Source organism: Salegentibacter agarivorans (assembly GCF_900113135.1).
Lineage (GTDB): Bacteria > Bacteroidota > Bacteroidia > Flavobacteriales > Flavobacteriaceae > Salegentibacter > Salegentibacter agarivorans.
Window position 1 is genome coordinate 1 of sequence record NZ_FOOH01000009.1, and the last position, 19432, is coordinate 19432.

Below are 19432 nucleotides of genomic sequence, written 5' to 3' on the forward strand. Positions count from 1 at the left end.
AGGTATTTAAATTAAATTCATTCTCGGTGATACAAATAATCGGATTTTCATCATTAACTTCCACAATAGCTTGTTCGGGAGCAAGTACTTCTACAGAAAGTTCTACAGAATCTTGACATTCTCCAGATCCAACAGTATAAGTTGTGGAAAAGATGCCAATCTCAGCCTCGTTGTTGTACCAGTTTACGATTTCGTTAATAGTAGGTTCGAAAGTTCCGTTTCTACTTACACCTTCATCAAGAAGATCTAGATAGTAATTTCTAACCGAACTAATTGAAGGGAACCTTCCGTTTTCGATCGTTATATTACAGATTTCTGTGCTGTTAGGTTGCCCAGCATCTATAAGTTCACCATCAAAAATAGTAATGGCAAAAGTAGATTCGTCTGTGTCACATTCATCAGCTTCATTCCCAACGGTGTAAGTTCCGTTTAAAGAAAGTTCAGGGTCTCTATCTGGATCACCGTAGTAGGAAAGTAATTGGGCTCCTAAAATATTTACATTGGGTGAAAATTCTCCGTCAATTTCTCCATCCCATTCAAATCTCTGGAATAGTTGCGTTAAAGTTGCCTCTGGATTTAAAGGATCAAAATCAGCAAGAAGTGATTCAAGTTCAGAAACACAGATAGAATCTTCAATATCGTTTCCTGCATCAGGTCCTTGGATTACATCAATGGTAAAAGTAGTTTCCTCACTACCGCTTACACAATTTAAAGATTCGTCTACTCTGTAAGTAATTGTATAAGTGTCTGGTTCTACTGTTGAAGGATCAAAAACATTGTTGGATACTCCTTCTCCTGAGAAAGTTCCGCCTACCGTGCCTTCAAAAGAATCAGCTTCAGTTAATGAAGTTAGATCTATTGGCTGGTCACTTGTGCAAACATCTTCGTTATAAACTAAATTTCCTGCGTTAGCCGTTTCTCCTTCGATAACAGTACGGGTAAGTTCAATTTCCTCTGAACAGCCATTTTCAACATTTGCAATGAAGGTAGCAGTAAATGTATCGATGTTATTCTGGTTGTATTGATTGATTACAGCCTGAATATCGCCTTCTTCAAAATCTCCTTCAGGAATGTTTTCTCCGAAGTTTTCTAAGAATAATGCTTCAACATCTTCTGGAATCTCATTAACTAAAGCCGGAATATCATCATTACATAAGTCTGTAACGGGTACTAATTCAAAATCTGCTCCTTCTAAAACAGTTACTCCTAAATTAGCTGTGTCTTCACAACTTGTTCCTTCCCCAATGGTATAGATAATATCAAAAGTAATTTCGTCGGAAGTATTATTTAAATCGTCTGCAATTTCTGAAGGCAAAGGTGAAAACTTACCATCTTCATCAGCATCACCGCTTAAGAGGCTATTTAGATAATTTCTTACTTCTGTTTCATCAACTTCACCGATTTCTGAGCGACAAAGGATATTGCCTAAATTACTATCTCCAGCTTCAAAGCTTTCTTCTACTGTTATAGAAAGTTCTACTGTGTCTTCACAACCTGCTTCGGTAGTGAAAGTAGCCTGGGTCGTAAAAGTATCTATTGGTTCATCACTGTAATCGCTTGCTATTGATTGTATAGACGGGAGGAAGCTTACATTAGTAGGTAAGTCCCTTCCTGCAACTAGGCTAAGAAATAATTGCTCAGGAGTTTCATCTTCTAATCTTTCCTCAACTTCTGACAAACATAAGGTTGTTGATGCGTCTTCACCAGCATCAAAATCCTCTAAAGTAACCGCAACAGCAGCTCTGTCCACAGTTGGAGTTTCACAGGGAGGAGTGATGCGTCCAGCATCATTCACAACTTGTCCAACGTAGTAAACCTGTCCTGAGATTAATTCAGTGCCAGCTGCCAAAGGAGATGTTGCATTTCTTGAGCGGTACCATCTAATGGCTTGAGTATTATTATAAGTACCTTCCGCTTCTAAATCTGCTACAGTTGCTCCTTCACATAAAGTTTGTGAAGTCTCAGTAGCGGGAGCTTCTATTTGATTTGGATCGTAACCAAAAGCTACTCTTTGTGAAGGACAATTACCTGGTTCAATTGTAGAAATTGGAACCTGAGCAATATAATAACTATTACCAGCAACAAGTTCGCCGGTAAATTCATCACTTCCTTCTTCGGTAGTATATACCGCTATTCTATAGTTATTTTCATCATCTACAATAAACAAATCACTTAGATCGCCTTCATCAAAATTAGTAGGTGTACAATTAGAAAAAGTGAATCCGCTAGATCGATCGTTTGTTATTCTGTTCTCCGGTAATAACTCGCTTTCTACAGTTACCGTGATAGCAATACGCTCGCATTGTCCAGATTCTCCACCTACAAAATAGGTTTCTCCATCCACGAGAAGTTCATCTTGCGGGATGGCTTGAGTGTCATTCGCGTTATCGTCTGTTTGGTAAACTGGATAACCATCCGTATTAAGTTCGCTAACTGTTTGTGTAAAACAAACGGTTTGTGTTTCAGAGAAACTAAAATTGTCCGGATCAGGACAATCATCTTGCCCAAATGAGGGCAAGGTTCCAATTAACAATACAAAGGCGAAAAGGAACCAATTTGTTCCCTTCCTCCCAAAAGTAAAATTTTGCATAGGCTAGGTGTTAAAATTCAATTATTAGTATTAGGTTTAAATAATTTTAGCAGCACAAATATTAAAATAATTTTTAACATTGTGAGTTAAACTAAGCAGTACTTTAACAAATTTTACCATTTATTTTGGTTCTATATATTTTTGTTAAACGTTACTTGAGGCTTTAGGTCGATATTCGCGATAAATTTATGAAAAAATTAATAGGATGACTAACAAATTCTTAATATTCGGTATAATTCTCTTCTCAATATTTACGCCGGTTTGGGCGCAGTCTTCTATAGAAACCGGGGAGAAATATCTTAATGAAAACCAAATTAACCAGGCAAAGAAGGTTTTTGAAGAGCACAATGAGAATTTAAAGGCCATAGAATACCTTGGTGATATTGCCAGTTTTGAGAAAAAATGGGATGAAGCAATAAATTATTATGAAAAACTGGTGGAAAACCAGCCTAACTCTTCGGCCTATAACTTCAAACTTGGTGGAGCCATGGGAATGAAAGCTATGGAGGCTTCTAAATTTAAAGCGGCTTTAATGCTGGGCGATATTAAAACGCATTTGAATAAAGCTGCCGAATTAGATAAAAACCATGCAGAAGTCCGTAGGGCCCTGGTGGAACTTTATATGCAGTTGCCAACGATTATTGGTGGTAGCAAAGAACTTGCGCAGCAGTATGTGAAAGAACTTCAGTCAATAAATAGAGTAGATGCTTACCTGGCTCAGGCTTATATTCATAAAATAGAAGAAGACCGGGAAGCAATGAAAATAGCAGTAAATAAGGCTCTTGACACGGCCATTAAAGATAAAAGTTTGGTAGCGCGTAATTACCTGAATTATGAATTAGGCGAAAGAGCGGCTTTGTTAAATCTGAAGCCGGAAATGGCAGTTGATTTTCTTGAAAAGTATATAAAAAATTATAATTATAAAGATTTGAAATCGCCGGCCTGGGCCCATTTTCATATTGCTAAAATTCAGGCTTCAAAGAATAATCAGGATCAAGCTTTGTCTCATATAAATAAGGCCCTTGCATCAAAGTTTAATTTTCCTGAAGCCGAAAAACTCAAACAACAAATATTAGAGATGTAGGCTAAAGGCTTTTCCTAAAGTCTTAACTATATTTGCAGCCAGTTAACAGAGTTGAAATTGCCATAATTACTGGCGCGAAAAAGAATCTAATGAAACTTCATTTTATAGCAATTGGCGGTAGTGCTATGCATAGTCTTGCCCTTGCACTTCACACAAAAGGAAATATTATTACCGGAAGCGATGATGCTATCTACGAACCCTCAAAATCTGCTTTACAAAACAAAGGTTTGCTTCCGGAAGAATTTGGGTGGTTTCCTGAGAAATTAACACGGGAATTGGATGCCGTGATATTGGGTATGCACGCCAGGAAAGATAATCCCGAGTTGAAGAAAGCCGAAGAATTAGGCTTGAAAATTTATTCGTATCCTGAATTCCTTTTTGAACTTTCTAAAGAGAAAACACGCGTAGTAGTTGGTGGATCTCACGGAAAAACTACGATTACGGCTATGATATTGCACGTGATGCATTATCATGGGAAAGAAATTGACTATATGCTTGGTGCCCCGGTTCGCGGAATTGAAAATACTATTAATCTAAGCGATGAGAATGACTTTATGCTCATTGAAGGTGACGAATACCCGGCTTCAGCTATAGATCTTCGTCCTAAATTTCATCTTTATCAACCAAATATAGCCTTACTTAGTGGGATTGCATGGGATCACATTAATGTGTTTCCCACTTTTGAAAACTATGTAGAGCAGTTTCAAATTTTTATAAAATCTATTGTAAAAGGCGGAATCCTCGTTTATAACGAAGAAGATGAAACTTTGAAAATTTTAGCTGAAAATACCGAAAATCAAATAAGAAAGCATCCTTATTTTACCCCTGAATACCACGTAGAAGATGGAGAAACAATCCTGGAAACTTCTGAAGGGGATATGCCTTTAGAAATCTTTGGAAGACATAATATGAATAACCTTGCCGGTGCAAAATGGATTTGCCAGCATATGGGAATTGATGAAGACGATTTCTATGAAGCGATGATGGAATTTGAAGGGGCTAGTCGCAGGTTAGAAAAGATTTATGAAAATGAGAACGGAATTATTTTTAAAGATTTTGCGCACAGCCCATCTAAAGTGAAAGCCAGCACAGAGGCGGTCAAAGAACAATATCCCAATAAGAAACTTATTGCCTGTTTAGAATTACACACTTTTAGCAGCCTTAATTCAGAATTTATTCAGCAGTATAAAGATACTTTAGGTAAAGCGGATGAAGCTATGGTATTTTATTCTCCAGAGGCAATTTCGCAAAAACAAATGCAAGCTGTTTCTCCCGAGGAAATAAAAAATGCCTTCAATGAACCAAATCTGGAAGTGGTTTCTGAAACTTCAGCATTTAAAAAAATATTGGAATCTAAAGATTTTAAAAATTCGGTTTTACTTTTAATGAGTAGCGGGACTTTTGGAAGTTTAGATCTTGAAGAGATGAAAACTTTGTTTTAAGTTAAATACCTCATTTTAAATTGTCCCGCTGTAGATAAGAAATCATTTTTTATCTTTATAAAACTATGGGGCAGGAAAATCAGGTTGGTTTTGGAATTAAATCCTGGGCAGAAGACGATCGGCCCAGGGAAAAACTGCTTCATAAAGGTAAACTCAGTCTAAGCAACGCTGAACTTATCGCAATATTAATTGGTTCAGGAAGCCGCAATGAATCTGCAGTGCAATTAAGCAAACGCATTCTAGCTTCTACAGGAAATCAACTTAGCGATCTCGGAAAACTTTCAGTAAAAAAGCTCTGTGAATTTAAAGGAATTGGTCCGGCAAAAGCTATAAGTATTGTAGCTGCGATGGAACTGGGCCGGCGCCGAAGAACAGAAGAAGCCTTAGAGAAGAAGAAAATTACTTCCAGTGCTTCGGTTTTTGAGCTGATGCAGCCTATAATTGGCGAACTTTATCACGAAGAATTCTGGATTATTTATCTTAATAATTCCAATAAAGTTATTGAGCAATTACAACTTAGCAAAGGTGGCATTACCGGCACCCTTGTAGATGTGCGACTCACACTTAGAAAAGCGCTGGAAGTTGGTGCAACTTCTATTATTTTGGCGCATAACCATCCCTCGGGAACTTTAAAGCCAAGTGAAGCCGATAAGCAACTTACCCAAAAGCTTAAAACTGCCGCGCAAAGTTTAGATATAAAGGTGTTAGACCATCTTATTGTTACCGAAAAATCATACTTTAGCTTTGCAGACGAAGGCGTACTTTAAATTGATTAAATGCTACTAATTTATACCCAGAAAATCACCCCGCGAATAGTTTACACTTTCAAACATATTTGCACCAATGTTCTGGGGATTTCTATAAAATTTACTACTAAAATTGAAGAATTTATCGCCCACGAGGGGATGAAACTTTCTTACGGGAAACAAGCCCTGGGAAACGAATTGTTTGTGCAAAAAGTAGATCTTTTACTAGAACAGGGTTTAAGCGAGGTAGAAATAAAAGTACAGCCCTGGGGCGATAATTATTGCTTTTTCCCAGTGTCAGAAAACAGTGCTTTGCCTTTTGATATTTTTGCAGCTTCTTTCTTTTTACTGAGTAGGTACGAAGAATATTTACCGCACGTAAAAGACGATTTAGGGCGTTTTCCTGCTTCAGAAAGTGTAGGTTTTCAGGAAGGATTTTTAAAAACTCCCGTAGTAGATATCTGGGCTTATAAATTTAAGGAAATTCTGCTGGAAAGATTCCCGGAAATTTCACTTGCTAATAGGAAATTTCATACCAGGGCCATAATAGCAGTAGAGCACGTTTTTAATTTTCAGAATAAAGGGTTTTTGCGCAGTTTAGCAGGAATGCATTTAGATATTATAAAACTCCAGTTTAATAAAGTTTTAGATCGTATACAGGTAGTGATGCGGATTAAAAAAGATCCTATAAATATTTTTGAAGATCTAATTGCCTTTATAAAGGAATACAAAGTTCCTTTACTGTTTATGTTTCAGCTTAGTGATTTTTCTATTTACGATCGTAACATTAATTACAACCGAAACCCGTATCGCTCTATTATAAAATATGTGGGAGATTATGCTAAAGTGGGTTTAATGCCCGGTTATTTTGCAATGGAAGATTTTAAAACCCTTCGGAAGGAAAAGTTGCGTATGGAGAATACCGTACATACCCCTTTAGATAGCGTGATTAATGTGAAATATAATTTGAATATTCCTGAGTTTTATAATTTCCTCTCAGAGCTTGAAATTCCGCAGGATTATTCTATGGGATATCCTGAAACTGCCGGTTTTAGAGCGGGGACCTGCAGTCCTTTTTTGTTTTATGATATTAATACTGAATCTACCCTCGCTTTAAAAATTCATCCTTATGTATTCAATTCAAATATCGTAGAACATACAGATTTTGGACAATTAACCGGCGATATTGGCAAAATGATTGCTGAAGTAAAAAAAGTAGGTGGAAGTTTTAAAGCGGTATTTAAAAATCAGGATTTTTCTGAATATTCTAACTTCCAGGCTTATTACGCATTACTAAAACAGATTTATGAAATTAAGTAATATCAATCATATATTTTTCGATTTAGACCATACTTTATGGGATTTTGATCGAAATTCTGCCCTTGCTTTTGAGCGGGTTTTTAAATTCAGAAATATTCCGTTAGAGATAAACGATTTTCTCAAAATCTATATGCCGGTAAATTTTAAATACTGGGAGCGATATAGAAATGATCAGGTTACAAAAGAAGCTTTACGCTACGGGCGGTTAAAAGACAGTTTTGATCTTTTAAAATTTGAAGCCGATAAGGATTTAATAAATAATATTGCGATAGATTATATAGAATATCTACCCGACCATAATCATCTTTTAGATGGTAGTAAAGAGGTGTTGGATTATCTTCATAAAAGTTATGAATTGCATATTATCACAAATGGCTTTGAAGAGGTGCAGCATAAAAAACTTTCTAATTCCGGTATAAGTAAGTATTTTACTACAATCACTACTTCTGAAGAAGTAGGGGTGAAAAAACCCAATAGATTAATTTTCGAAGCCGCACTCAAAAAATCTTCAGCTACCCCCGAAAATAGTATTATGATTGGAGATAATTATGAAGCCGATTGTACAGGAGCTCAAAATTGTGGGATAAAACCCATCTTCTTCGACTACTATGGAAATAAAGAAAACATCGGCGTAATGCATATAAAAACGTTAAATGAACTAAAGACCTATTTGTAATAGTATTCTTTTGTTAATTTCGTTAGTGCAGCCTAAAGCCGTGCCTAATGAAATTACTTTCAAAATTTATTTTAAGAAGTATTGGCCTAGTGCTTATTGGGGTTGTGTTATGCGGTTGCGTAAAAGATATAGATCTTAACCAAAAAGAGGAAATTAGTTTAAGCCCAGATGTGCAAATAGATCTTCTTATCTACGATATAGACCAATCTCAATTTAAAGATCCTTCTACCGGAAATGTTAGAAACCATATAAGTGATACAGTTCGCTTAGAATTTCTGGACGACGATTATATTCAGAAAGATCTTACCTCAGTAGAATTTTATTTCAGGCATATTAATACTTTTCCCCACGAGATAGAAAGTAAGATAAGATTTTTATCTGATGGTAACCGGGAACAATTTGCGGTAAACTATACAATAAAGCCGGGGATTAATGGTAATCCCGTAACAACAGAACAGTTTGAGTTTATTGAAGAAAATCGTATACATTTAGTTCGTAGAACAATAAAAATGGTTGTTGAATTAGAGGTTCAACCGGGATCAGCGAAGTTTGAAGGGGAATTAGATTTCGCTTCCAAAGGCCTCTTTTCGTTTGAATTTTAATGATGTGGAGACTAATAGGATTGTTTTTAATTATTTCAGGAACGGTTGTAGCCCAAAACAAACCGCTACTGTTTAATGTAGACGATTTGCCACAAACTTTAATGAGTAATCCCGGGGCTCAAATTAACTTTACTGGCCATATTGGGATTCCGTTTTTTTCACAAATCCATCTTTCTGCAGGTTCTACGGGAGCCGATCTTTATGATGTTTTTGCCAATGATGGTACTAACATAAATACCCGAATTCAGGAAACCATGCGCAATATGGATTCCAGGGATTATTTTTCCATAAATCAGCAATTGGAAATCTTTTCTATGGGTTGGAAAATAGATAAAAAGAATTATCTGTCTACCGGTATTTACCAGGAAATGGATGTGTTTTCTTATTTTCCAAAAGACCCTGCGATTCTGGCCAACGAAGGGAATAACGATTATTTAAACGAACCTTTCTATTTTGACGATGTGTCTTTTACCGGAGAAATAATGACAGTGTATCACCTGGGAATTAACCATAAATTTGATAACCGGCTCACGGTAGGTGCGAGGGCAAAATTATATTCCAGTATTTTTAATGCCGAAAGTACCGGGAATACAGGCAGATTTACCACCTATACCACTCCCGATGGTAGAAATGTCTACAATCACGAAGTGGTAGATATGAACGTTTTAATTAATACCTCAGGTTTTGCTCCCTTAAAGGAGGAAGAAGGAATGACCGTAGAACAAGCTACCGCCGAATTGCTAAGTCGGTCTTTTTTTGGAGGCAACGTGGGTTTCGGCTTGGATTTGGGTCTTTCCTATATTTTGCATGAACAATTTATCCTATCAGGTTCTGTGCAGGATCTTGGTGCTGTTTTTCAGCGTAAAGATGTAGAAAATTACAGGTATTTTGGATCTTATGAAACCAGCGGGATAGAACCACTATTCCCTGAGTTGGATGCAAATGACGAAGCATTACCATATTGGGACGATTTTGAAGATGAAGTAGATAGAAATCTTAGAGATGAAACTACCAACCAATCTTATACTACCTGGCGACCTATAAAAGCAAACTTTGCTATGGAATATGGTTTTGGCCCCGCTTTTTTACCCTGTCATTACCTAAGTGTGAAAAAAGTGAGGTATATGAATTTGCTGGGAATGCAGCTAAGCGGTGTAAAGAGGCCAAAAGGTTTTGTATATGCTTTTACTACTTATTGGGATAGAAAAATTAATGAAAACCAGCGCTTAAAAGTCTCTTATTCTTTAGACGATTATTCTTTAACTAATATTGGCTTGATGTATACAAGAACTTTTAATAAATTTAATGTTTATCTGGCTGCCAATAATTTGCTGGCTTTCCCTAATTTGGCCAAAGCTCACAGTGCTTCCCTGCAATTGGGGATGCAGCTTATTTTTAATGATTAATAATATTTAAATGAAAAGAATAATTTTTATAATCACTTTTTTTATTGGTTCTATTCCAATGCTTTCGCAAGATCTTGATCAATATAAATATGTTATAGTTCCTGAAGAGTTTGAGTTTTCTAAAGAAAAAAATCAATTTCAATTAAACGCACTCACTAAATTTCTCTTTGAAAAATATGGATTTGAAACATTGATGAAAAGTGAAGAAAAACCAGCCGATCTTCAGGAGAATTATTGCTTGGGGCTCAATACCAAAGTAAAAGATAATTCGGGTTTATTTGTGACTAAACTGGTGATTCAGTTAGAAGACTGCAGAGGTAATATTGTTTTTGAAACCAAAGAGGGGCGAAGCAGGGAAAAAGATTATAAAGCAGCCCATCACGAAGCTTTGCGGGATGCTTTTAGTGATATTGAAGCATTAAATTACAGCTATAATCAGGGTGAAGTTGCAGCGACTGCACCTGCTAATGATAAGAAGCCGAAAGCTGCCGAAAAAGCTGAAGTAGCACAAAGCAAGCCTGAAACCAGAGCTCCCGAAGCTCCTGAAGACGCTCAAACACCTGCAACAGCTCCCGCCGAAGTAGTGGTTGAAAACCCTATGATAGATAATGATTCAGCAAAGGAATTGGAATTTGAAAAAGATAATATTTCTTATTTTCTTGAAAAATCAGATTCAGGGTATTCATTTTTTCAGGAAAATTCCCAGGAACCTTTTGCTGTTTTAGCCAAATCTGGTGAGAAAAATAGCTTTATCTACAAATCCCTCACCCGGCAAGGCGTAGCCTATTTTGACGAGGGTGGCAATTTGGTAGTCGAGTATTTAAATGCCGAAAATAAATCGGTTAAGCTTGTTTATAAAGCTTCAGCCAATCAATAATTATACTTGTTTTTCCAGCGTTTCTTAAGAAATTCTCTTTGAGCATTTTCCCGCGGATTGTTCCCAGGATCATAAAACTTTGTATTTTTTATTTCATCTGGCAAAAACTCTGCTTCTACAAAATTATTCTCGTGGTTGTGAGCATATTTGTAATCTTTTCCATAGCCAATATCTTTCATGAGTTTGGTTGGAGCATTCCTAATAGAAAGTGGCACCGATAAATTTCCTGTTTTTTTTACTGCGCTTTGTGCCTGGTTAATTGCCATATAGGCCGCGTTACTTTTTGGGGAAGTTGCCAAGTAGGTAACGCATTGGCTCAATACAATTCGGGCTTCAGGAAAACCAATGGTAGTTACTGCCTGAAACGTGTTATTAGCTATAACCAGGGCGGTAGGATTGGCATTTCCGATATCTTCACTGGCTAAAATTAGTAATCTGCGGGCAATAAATTTTACATCTTCACCACCTTCAATCATCCGGGCGAGCCAGTAAACAGCCGCGTTGGGATCGCTCCCGCGAATAGATTTAATAAATGCCGAAATAATGTCGTAATGCTGTTCACCGGTTTTATCGTAAAGCACTGTGTTTTGCTGAACCCTATTAAAAACCATATCGTTGGTAATTTCCAGGTTTCCTTCAGAAGAAGTAACGAGAAGTTCAAAAATATTGAGAAGCTTTCGGGCATCACCGCCACTTAATCTAAGTAAAGCTTCGGTTTCCTTTAATTTTATATTTTTGGCCGCAATAATTTTATCTTCCCGCATCGCTCTTTCCAAAAGTGCTACCAGATCTTCTTTGGTAAAAGGTTTTAAAATATAAACCTGGCAACGGGAAAGTAGGGCAGAGATCACCTCAAAACTCGGATTTTCAGTAGTTGCACCAATTAAAGTAACCCAACCTTTTTCTACTGCGCCTAACAGAGAATCCTGTTGAGATTTGCTAAAACGATGAATCTCGTCAATAAATAGAATAGGATTTTTTGTGGTGAATAAACCATCGCTTTTTTTAGCTTTTTCTATCACTTCCCTAACATCTTTCACGCCACTGCTAATTGCGCTCAGTGTAAAGAAAGGCCTGTCTGAAGTAGTGGCTATAATATTGGCTAAAGTGGTTTTGCCAACGCCCGGCGGCCCCCAAAAAATCATGGAAGGAATAATGCCTTGTTGAATTTGCTGCCTCAGTGCTCCCTTTGGCCCAATAAGGTGCTGCTGACTTAAATAATCGTCTAAAGTTTGTGGCCGTAATCGTTCTGCTAATGGTTTACTCATCTGACAAAATTAGTAAATTGAATAACACTTTGTCATCTATTAACAAATGGATTCTTTTTTGTAATATTAAAAGAAACTAATTCTTTTGAAACAGTCCAGTCCTTTTGTTTTTACTACCGGTGTTTTGGGATATCCCATCCTGTTTGTGCTGCTTATATGGATAGTTTTCTGGTTTGAGATTCGCTTCGGAATTAGTTTTAACAGTTTTGGTGTACGGCCGGGAGAAGTTAAAGGTTTACGTGGAATTTTATTCTCACCATTTATCCATGGCGATATAAAGCACCTTTTCAATAATACCATCCCGCTTTTTGTGCTTTCCATGTCACTTTTCTATTTCTACAGAAAAATAAGCTGGCCGGTTTTAATTATTGGTTTGCTGCTTACCGGAATTCTTACCTGGAGCATTGGACGGCCTGCGAACCATATTGGCGCGAGTGGAATAATATATATGCTTGCCGCTTTTTTATTTTTTAAAGGTATTTTTTCTAAATACTATAGGTTAGTTGCTCTTTCTCTAATCGTAGTTTTTCTTTATGGCGGAATGCTATGGTATGTTACTCCTATAAATCCTGAAATTTCCTGGGAAGGTCATTTATCGGGATTAATCTCGGGTTTTGTGTTATCGGTTTTTTATCGGAAGAATACTATTAAAAGTCCTAAATACGAATGGGAAAAACCTGAATACAGCGAGAAGGAAGATCTATTTATGCAGCATTTTGATGAAAATGGGAATTTCATTGAACGGCGCTTTGAAACGAAGGAAGAGGAAGAGGCTTACCAACCTCCCGAAGTAAATTCGGGACAGGTTCCGAAAGGGGAGCAATATATTGCAAATGAAAATGATGATAGAGATAAAATTACTTATCGCTATTTTTATAAGAAATCCGAATCCAGGAAAGAGTAAGGGAAAACCTTTTTGAATAACTAAGGAGTTTGTCTTTGTCTTATCGCTTCATACAAAAATACACCACAGGCAACCGATACATTCAATGATTCTATTTTGCCAAACATTGGCAGTTTTGCCTTTTTATCTACGCTTTTTAATATAGAATTTGAAACTCCTTTAGCTTCATTTCCCATAATAATTCCTGAGGCCTGCTTAAAATCTACATCGTAAATTGTGTCTTCTGTTTTTTCGGTAGCAGCTACCAATTGCACACCTGAAGATTGTAAATAAAAAACAGCATCTTTAATGTGATTTACTTTTACAATAGGAAGGTTGAATACCCCACCAGCTGAAGTTTTAACGGTATCGGCATTTAAAGGCGCACCTCCTTTTTCAGGAATAATTATAGCATCAACTCCTGTGCATTCTGCGGTTCTAATAATTGCCCCAAAATTACGGACATCGGTAATTTGGTCTAGCAATAGAAAAAGGGGAGTGGTTTTTTCTGCAAGAATTTTTTCAATTGTTTCTTCGAGGTTCCCAAATTTAATTGGGGAGATAGTCGCTACCACACCCTGGTGATTTCCTTTGGAAAGCTTATAAAGTTTTTCTTCTGGAACAAATGAAATATTATAGCTGCCCTTTTGAAGAAGGTGATTCAATTCTTGAAATAAAGGTCCTGAGAGGCCTTTTTGAATATATACCTTATCAATGCTTTTTCCTCCCTGAATAGCTTCTATAACAGCCCTAATTCCAAAAATACGTGTAGTTTCTTCCATAGGGCAAAGGTATGCTTTGTTAGGAAATTTAAATAAAGTTAAAGCATAAAAAAAGCCACCCAATCTGGGTGGCTTAGTAGTCAATATTAAAAGAATGGGAAATTAATCCTCGTCTTCAGAATCGTCTTCTTCTTCAAGAACTGTGATTTCACCTTCAGCACCTTCGGTTAAATCACCGCGTGTAGCTGCAAATTGGTAGAAAATAACATCTCCAACTTCAAGATTAAGACCACTGTAATCAAAATCACTCATGCTTACAGATCCTTCGGCAGTGTCAAGATCAAGATCTTCAATTATCATATATTCAGCATCTTCTCCGTTTTTCACCCAAAGATTTACTTCATCTATAGGTGCAGAAGTAGTGCTAACACTATATTCTAATTCAACATCATCCAACTTATTGATTGGAGCTGCTTCTGGATTATCACCTCCAAGAGCTACAGCTTCTACTACACTGATGGTTGCAGGATCATCAGATACGTTACCATTGGAAAGACTGGCACGAACCCTTACTGAATAAGTAGAGTCTACGGCAAATGATCCAAGATCAGCAGCATTGAAAGTTGCCATGTCTCCAGAAATATCGGCGGTAGTCAACGTACTTCCATCCTCAATTATTTCTACTGATTCTACGGTAACACCTTCGTCGGTAAACAATTCAATACTTAAATCCTGATCATAATCAAAAATTGTAAGGCTTCGGGTTTGTAGGTAGGCATAACCACCTACATCCCTTGGGTCTTCTCTATATCCGTTATCATCTGGTTCACAAGACGATAAACCAACTACTGCAATTAGGCAGAAGCTTATATATTTCAAAATGTTTTTCATTTTATATTTTTTAAAGTTATTGTTCAAAATTACCAATTACTCTTCATCCCAGAATAAAGGAGTTTGTTGATCATCACCACCAATAGCATCTGAAGCAGCGCTCCAGTTTGCGTTGTTTAGGTTTTGCTCGTTAACTGGATAAGTGTAGCGCAATGGTACTTCATTTCCTGTATCTTCTGGGAGGTTGAATGAAGGAGCATCAAATCTTCTCCATACATTCCATCCCTGGAAGGGATTATCATACATTGCTAACCAGAACTGGGTTGCAAATTGCTCCTCAGAACCATCATAGGCTACATCACCACTTGCAAGGTAATCTTCAATTTCTCCTTCAGGAATATCCCAGTATTCCATAGAAGCAGTTATTGCAGCTTCGTAATGCTCTTCAGCAGTACCACCTACAGAAAAATCATTTTGAGCAGCATCTGCAAGAAGGAATCTAACCTCTGCATAATCCATTAAAATTCCAGGATGAGTAGGTTCTCTAAACGCATCACCTACGTGAGTATAATTCTGAAACGAATTACTTCCACCATAAGTACCACCTATGTATTCACCGCTTGATAAATTATCATCAAGGTAAGCCGAGCGTCTAGGATCTTCTAATTCATTAAGAATATCAACTGCAGTATTAGCTGAAACATAATCTGAACGGCCACTCTGAACTAAATCTTCCCAAAGGGGGTTAGTGTTTGGTGGGGCTGATTGGAATTCTAAAGTTGCATTATCTGCATTGCTAGCAAAAACTCCATCAGTATAAGCATCCTCTGCTGTAGTTTTCGCAAGCGAAGGATTTACATCTGAAATTTGCATAGCTAACCTTAATTGCACAGAATTTGCAAACTTTTCCCATTTAGCCATATCTCCTCCGTAAAGTATATCCGCACCAGCAAATCCCTGGCCGGCACTTAAATTTCCACTGGCGGCACCTATTCTTGAAATTAGATCTTCGTAAATAGTTGCTGCATCATCATAAGCGGGAGAAATGTTATCTGCTCCTCCTAAAGCTTCTGAATAAGGAATATCACCAAAGGTGTCTACCAATACTTGCCAGGTGTATACTTCTAATACTTCAATTTGTGCAATTCTGGCTGTTCTTTCACCTTCACTAAGCGTTTCATCTTCCTGTACTTTTGTTTTAGCATCTTCCAGGTTGAAAATTACCCATCTATATAATCTATTCCAGTGATTTTGTGGAATTCCACGATTAGTTAAATCGTAGTTAGGTTCATCTAAGTAAGTCGTAGAGGTCCAATACTGCGCTACAAATCTGAAGATGTTAAGGTTCACATTAGGACTTGCCATTTGTCTGCTTAAATCTTTTGTAGCACTAGTGAACAAGAAATCTGCGGCTACATCCGTCGGATTTTTTGGATCTTTGTTGAGATCTTCATATTGCTCATCAGTTTGGCAAGACCAAAGTGTTGCTAGAGCAATAAATGTTAATATATATTTTTTCATTTTAATATTTATTAAAAGTTAAGTTTAAGACTTGCACCTATTTCTCTAAATGTAGGGTATGCACCAGATTGGTATCCCTGAACGTTACCGGCACTAAGTCCTGATTCTGGATCTGAATATGGAATGTTCTTATGAATAATCCATAGGTTTCTACCAATTAATGAAACAGAAGCTCTTGTAAATGGCAATCTGTCTATCATTTCTTCTCCAAAAGCATAAGTTAGGTTAGCCTCTCTAAGTTTTACGAAAGAAGCATCATAAACGTGACCGGCATTCGCATCTCTTGCATAACCATAAGGGTTAGCATAAGTAGAGAAGTCTGCTCTTGTACTGTTTGGTTCTCCATTTTCATTAACTCCTGGTAGCACAATACCTCCACCATTAGCTAATGTATTTCTCATTGGATTACCTAAATCATTGGTTCCAACTGATTGATCATAAACACCTGTTGCTTGACCATACCAGGTATCAAGAGAGAAAATATCTCCCCCTTTTTGTACATCAATAAGGAAGCCTAAGCTAAGGTTTTTATATTGGAAAGTGTTTTGTACACCTCCGGTCCATTCTGGCAAAATATTACCAATGATCTCGTTAGAGTTTGGAGTTGTTAAGTAATAGCCATTAGATCCAACAACTTTATTGCCACTGTCATCATAGATATAGTCTGTACCTCTTATGGTACCATAAGGCTCTCCTGGGGTCGCGTTAATAGAAACTCCACCTTGTAATCCAGCTAACTGAAGGTTATCAATTCCCTGTGCAAGGTTTAATACCTCACTACGGTTTCTTGCCCAGTTAATATTCATGTTCCAGTTAAAGTCTTCAGTCCTAATAGGGTTTAAGCGTAAAGAAGCTTCAAAACCTTTATTCTCAACTGTCCCTGCATTAAAGAATACAGAAGTAAATCCAGATGCCATTGATACCGGTACCGGTGTAATTTGATCTTCAGTTTGAGAGTTGTAGTAAGAAAGATCAAAACCTATTCTTCTATCTAAGAAATTAGCTTCAAGTCCAACTTCGTAAGATTTAGTTCTTTCCGGTTTTAGGTTGGCATTGTTTAATGTAGCTTGATTTCCAGCAACACCTGCTCCAGCAAATGGTGTACTTAATACATACGTATTTAGAACACTATAAGGGGCTGCATCATTACCTACTTCTGCATAATTTGCTCTTATTTTTGCAAAGCTTAACCAGTCTGCCTCTACAACATTAGAAAGTAATACGCTAGTAGAGATAGATGGGTAGTAAAAAGTATTATTGTCTGCAGGAAGGGTAGAAGATCGGTCTCTTCTTATAGTACCTTCAACATAATAAGTGTCTAAATAACCTAAACTCGCTCTTGCGTAAATACCATCAATCATTCTTGTGGCATCATATTCATTTGGTGGGTTAATTGGATCCACACTATTGCTTAATGCAAAAAAGTCTGGAGCGTTAAGACCACCATTAGTGGAAGCTCTAATAGAACTGTTATCATTTCTTCTTAGGTTCCAACCTAAATTACCATCCAGGTTTAAATCATCAATGATATCAGTATTGAAATTTAAAATTAAGTCATAGTTATATTCTGCAGCTCTACCATTGTAACGGGAGTATCCAGAAACACCAACACTACCAACATTTCTTCTTTCTTCCTGTAGTTCATCAAAAGTATCAAATGAAAAACGTCCAACTACACTAAATACATCGTTGATTTCGTAGTTAAGGTTAAAGTTACCAAAATACCTGTTACGGGTATCTGTTTGGAAATTTTCGTAACGTGTCCAATATGGGTTATCAGAATATATTGGAGTTCTGTTAAGTGGACTGTTAGGGTTCCAGGTGATATTCTGTCCTGTTTCAAGGTAAGCATCTCTTTGTGCGTAAACATCTACGTTTGCCTGGTTCCACTGGCGAAAAGATTGCATTGGGTTTTCTGAATCGTAACCTGTACCATATCTACCTTTACCGTCTGTTTTGGTGTAAGTGATATTGGCACCTGCGCTAAATTTATCAGTAAATTCGTGTGTTCCACTAAATTTAATAGTGTTTCTTTTAATTCTACTGTTTGGTAGATTTCCCTGGTTGTTTAGGTTAGTAACACCTAATCTAAAGGTACTGGTTTCGCTTCCTCCATCTAAGGCTACAGAGTTTATAGCAGTATAACCTCTTTCCCAAATATCATTTGGAGTATTTTGAGCTGCCTGCCATGGGGTAGCTTGCTGATAAGTGCTTAATTGTGGGTAAATGGAATTCCATTGGTGAATTAATTGACCATCAAAAGGAGCACCAAAAGAAGCATCTTCAGTAAATGGCGTAAATGGAATATTAGGATCAAAACCATCAGGAAGATCTAAATTTCCATAAGTGTTGAAAAATGGAGTGTCATAAAATGGGCCATATCCCGCACCATATTGGTCCTGGTAAACAGGAAGGGTATTATCATCTACTGAAGTAGTCATAAAAGTGGAATTGATAGAGATACCAATTCCTTGTTTTTTAGAACCTTTTTTAGTTTCAATAATAATTGCTCCGTTTGCAGCTCTTGCTCCGTAAAGTGCAGTTGCAGCAGCACCCTTTAAAACGTTGATAGACTCAATGTCGTTAGGGTTAATGTCTGATGCAGCGTTACCATAATCATAACCACCACGTCCAGCTTGCTGATCGGCAGTGTTAGGAGTGTCATTACTAATAGGAGTACCATCTATTACAAAAAGTGCCTGGTTGTTTCCTGTTAATGAAGCATTACCACGAATTACAATATTCGTAGATCCCCCCATAGTACCAGAACTTTTAATAGAAAGTCCAGCTACTTTACCAGATAGTGAGTTCATAAAGTTTTGGGTTGGTACATCAGAAACTTCAGCACCTTGAACCTCCTGAGTTGCATAACCAAGAGATTTCTTTTCACGTTGAATACCTAAAGCGGTAACAACAACTTCATCTAATTGGGCAGAATCTGTGCTTAATGTCACATCTATAGTGTCATTGTTTGCTACAGTATATTCTGCGGTTTCCATTCCAACGAAAGAATAAACCAAAACATCTCCTTGTGTGGCAGGAATGGAATAATTTCCGTCAAAATCGGTTTGGGTACCTGTATTGGTTCCCTTGATTAAAACGGTTACACCTGGAAGGGGTAGCCCGTCTTCATCGACTACCGTACCGGTAATCGTTCGTTCTTGTGCAAAAGTAATTTGCACAGCTAACACTAATAATAGTGTTAGAATACTACTAAACTTTGTTCTCATTTTTAAATTTGTTTGAATTAGCCAAGGCCAAAAGTGCTAATAAATGGTTAATAAAACAAACTTTTAATTTTAAATATCAGGTAGTTATTTAAATAAATGTTAATAATTGTATATAGATTGGTTAGAGTCAGGCGTTAAAGTGGTATTGGTGAAATGTTAAAATGTTAGAATATTATTGAATTTTGCTATTAAAATGTAGTTAAAGTCTAAAATATTCCTTTTTGAGTAAGATGA

15 protein-coding genes are annotated in these 19432 nt (G+C 37.0%); 9 read left to right on the plus strand and 6 right to left on the minus strand.

Going from position 1 to position 19432, the window contains the following annotated elements:
• On the minus strand, window positions 1-2590 hold a 2590-nt coding region (locus tag BM084_RS08025; protein ID WP_143083634.1), incomplete at its 3' end, for an immunoglobulin domain-containing protein.
• 205 nt (window positions 2591-2795) lie between these two features.
• Between BM084_RS08025 and BM084_RS08030 the strand changes: the two genes are divergently transcribed.
• From BM084_RS08030 to BM084_RS08065, 8 genes are all read left to right on the plus strand, one after another.
• A complete protein-coding gene (locus BM084_RS08030) occupies window positions 2796-3674 on the plus strand; it encodes a tetratricopeptide repeat protein (protein ID WP_093304229.1) in 879 nt (292 codons plus the stop codon).
• Between the two features lie 89 nt (window positions 3675-3763).
• Entirely contained in the window at window positions 3764-5116 is a 1353-nt protein-coding gene (locus BM084_RS08035; protein ID WP_093304339.1) for a UDP-N-acetylmuramate--L-alanine ligase, read from the plus strand.
• A gap of 65 nt (window positions 5117-5181) precedes the next feature.
• Entirely contained in the window at window positions 5182-5883 is a 702-nt protein-coding gene (radC, locus tag BM084_RS08040) for a RadC family protein (protein WP_075324966.1), read from the plus strand.
• A 9-nt stretch (window positions 5884-5892) separates the two neighbouring features.
• Entirely contained in the window at window positions 5893-7182 is a 1290-nt protein-coding gene (locus tag BM084_RS08045; protein WP_075324965.1) for a polysaccharide deacetylase family protein, read from the plus strand.
• Window positions 7169-7858 (plus strand): YjjG family noncanonical pyrimidine nucleotidase, encoded by a 690-nt coding sequence (locus BM084_RS08050; RefSeq protein ID WP_075324964.1) that lies wholly within the window; start codon window positions 7169-7171, stop codon window positions 7856-7858. Before BM084_RS08045 ends, BM084_RS08050 begins: the two co-directional genes overlap by 14 nt.
• A 47-nt stretch (window positions 7859-7905) precedes the next feature.
• Window positions 7906-8460: a hypothetical protein gene (locus tag BM084_RS08055; RefSeq protein ID WP_075324963.1), complete on the plus strand. Its 555-nt coding sequence runs from the start codon at window positions 7906-7908 to the stop codon at window positions 8458-8460.
• Entirely contained in the window at window positions 8460-9866 is a 1407-nt protein-coding gene (locus BM084_RS08060) for a DUF5723 family protein (protein WP_093304233.1), read from the plus strand. The genes BM084_RS08055 and BM084_RS08060 overlap by 1 nt, the downstream gene beginning before the upstream one ends.
• Before the next feature lie 10 nt (window positions 9867-9876).
• Window positions 9877-10743, plus strand: a complete 867-nt coding sequence (locus tag BM084_RS08065) for an SPOR domain-containing protein (protein WP_093304237.1) — start codon at window positions 9877-9879, stop codon at window positions 10741-10743.
• On the opposite strand, the gene BM084_RS08070 is transcribed toward BM084_RS08065, so the two are convergent.
• The gene (locus BM084_RS08070; RefSeq protein WP_093304241.1) at window positions 10737-12011 is read right to left on the minus strand and encodes a replication-associated recombination protein A; all 1275 of its coding nucleotides are present in this window, start codon (window positions 12009-12011) and stop codon (window positions 10737-10739) included. The two genes, BM084_RS08065 and BM084_RS08070, sit on opposite strands and share 7 nt — an antisense overlap.
• Window positions 12012-12096: 85 nt before the next feature.
• Here BM084_RS08070 and BM084_RS08075 point away from each other — a divergent pair, with 85 nt between their 5' ends.
• Complete coding sequence (locus tag BM084_RS08075) at window positions 12097-12915, plus strand: rhomboid family intramembrane serine protease (RefSeq protein ID WP_075324959.1); 819 nt, start codon at window positions 12097-12099, stop codon at window positions 12913-12915.
• Between the two features lie 20 nt (window positions 12916-12935).
• On the opposite strand, the gene rlmB is transcribed toward BM084_RS08075, so the two are convergent.
• The 4 genes from rlmB to BM084_RS08095 all read right to left on the minus strand — a co-directional run bounded on the left by rlmB (window position 12936) and on the right by BM084_RS08095 (window position 19198).
• Window positions 12936-13676 (minus strand): 23S rRNA (guanosine(2251)-2'-O)-methyltransferase RlmB, encoded by a 741-nt coding sequence (gene rlmB / locus BM084_RS08080; RefSeq protein ID WP_075327854.1) that lies wholly within the window; start codon window positions 13674-13676, stop codon window positions 12936-12938.
• A 102-nt stretch (window positions 13677-13778) separates the two neighbouring features.
• Window positions 13779-14507 carry a hypothetical protein gene (locus tag BM084_RS08085; protein WP_075324958.1) on the minus strand — a complete coding sequence of 243 codons (729 nt, stop codon included), beginning with the start codon at window positions 14505-14507 and terminating at the stop codon, window positions 13779-13781.
• A gap of 36 nt (window positions 14508-14543) precedes the next feature.
• Window positions 14544-15968 (minus strand): SusD/RagB family nutrient-binding outer membrane lipoprotein, encoded by a 1425-nt coding sequence (locus BM084_RS08090; RefSeq protein ID WP_093304247.1) that lies wholly within the window; start codon window positions 15966-15968, stop codon window positions 14544-14546.
• An 11-nt stretch (window positions 15969-15979) separates the two neighbouring features.
• On the minus strand, window positions 15980-19198 hold the full coding sequence (locus BM084_RS08095) for a SusC/RagA family TonB-linked outer membrane protein (RefSeq protein WP_093304250.1): 3219 nt from the start codon (window positions 19196-19198) through the stop codon (window positions 15980-15982).
• Window positions 19199-19432 lie beyond the last annotated feature (234 nt).

Bases quoted from the DNA above. Each gene is read 5' to 3' on its own strand.
- BM084_RS08030 (WP_093304229.1), top strand. From the start codon at position 2,796: ATGACTAACAAATTCTTAATATTCGGTATAATTCTCTTCTCAATATTT.
- BM084_RS08035 (WP_093304339.1), top strand. From the start codon at position 3,764: ATGAAACTTCATTTTATAGCAATTGGCGGTAGTGCTATGCATAGTCTT.
- radC (WP_075324966.1), top strand. From the start codon at position 5,182: ATGGGGCAGGAAAATCAGGTTGGTTTTGGAATTAAATCCTGGGCAGAA.
- BM084_RS08045 (WP_075324965.1), top strand. From the start codon at position 5,893: ATGCTACTAATTTATACCCAGAAAATCACCCCGCGAATAGTTTACACT.
- BM084_RS08050 (WP_075324964.1), top strand. From the start codon at position 7,169: ATGAAATTAAGTAATATCAATCATATATTTTTCGATTTAGACCATACT.
- BM084_RS08055 (WP_075324963.1), top strand. From the start codon at position 7,906: ATGAAATTACTTTCAAAATTTATTTTAAGAAGTATTGGCCTAGTGCTT.
- BM084_RS08060 (WP_093304233.1), top strand. From the start codon at position 8,460: ATGATGTGGAGACTAATAGGATTGTTTTTAATTATTTCAGGAACGGTT.
- BM084_RS08065 (WP_093304237.1), top strand. From the start codon at position 9,877: ATGAAAAGAATAATTTTTATAATCACTTTTTTTATTGGTTCTATTCCA.
- BM084_RS08070 (WP_093304241.1), bottom strand. From the start codon at position 12,011: ATGAGTAAACCATTAGCAGAACGATTACGGCCACAAACTTTAGACGAT.
- rlmB (WP_075327854.1), bottom strand. From the start codon at position 13,676: ATGGAAGAAACTACACGTATTTTTGGAATTAGGGCTGTTATAGAAGCT.
- BM084_RS08085 (WP_075324958.1), bottom strand. From the start codon at position 14,507: ATGAAAAACATTTTGAAATATATAAGCTTCTGCCTAATTGCAGTAGTT.
- BM084_RS08090 (WP_093304247.1), bottom strand. From the start codon at position 15,968: ATGAAAAAATATATATTAACATTTATTGCTCTAGCAACACTTTGGTCT.
- BM084_RS08095 (WP_093304250.1), bottom strand. From the start codon at position 19,198: ATGAGAACAAAGTTTAGTAGTATTCTAACACTATTATTAGTGTTAGCT.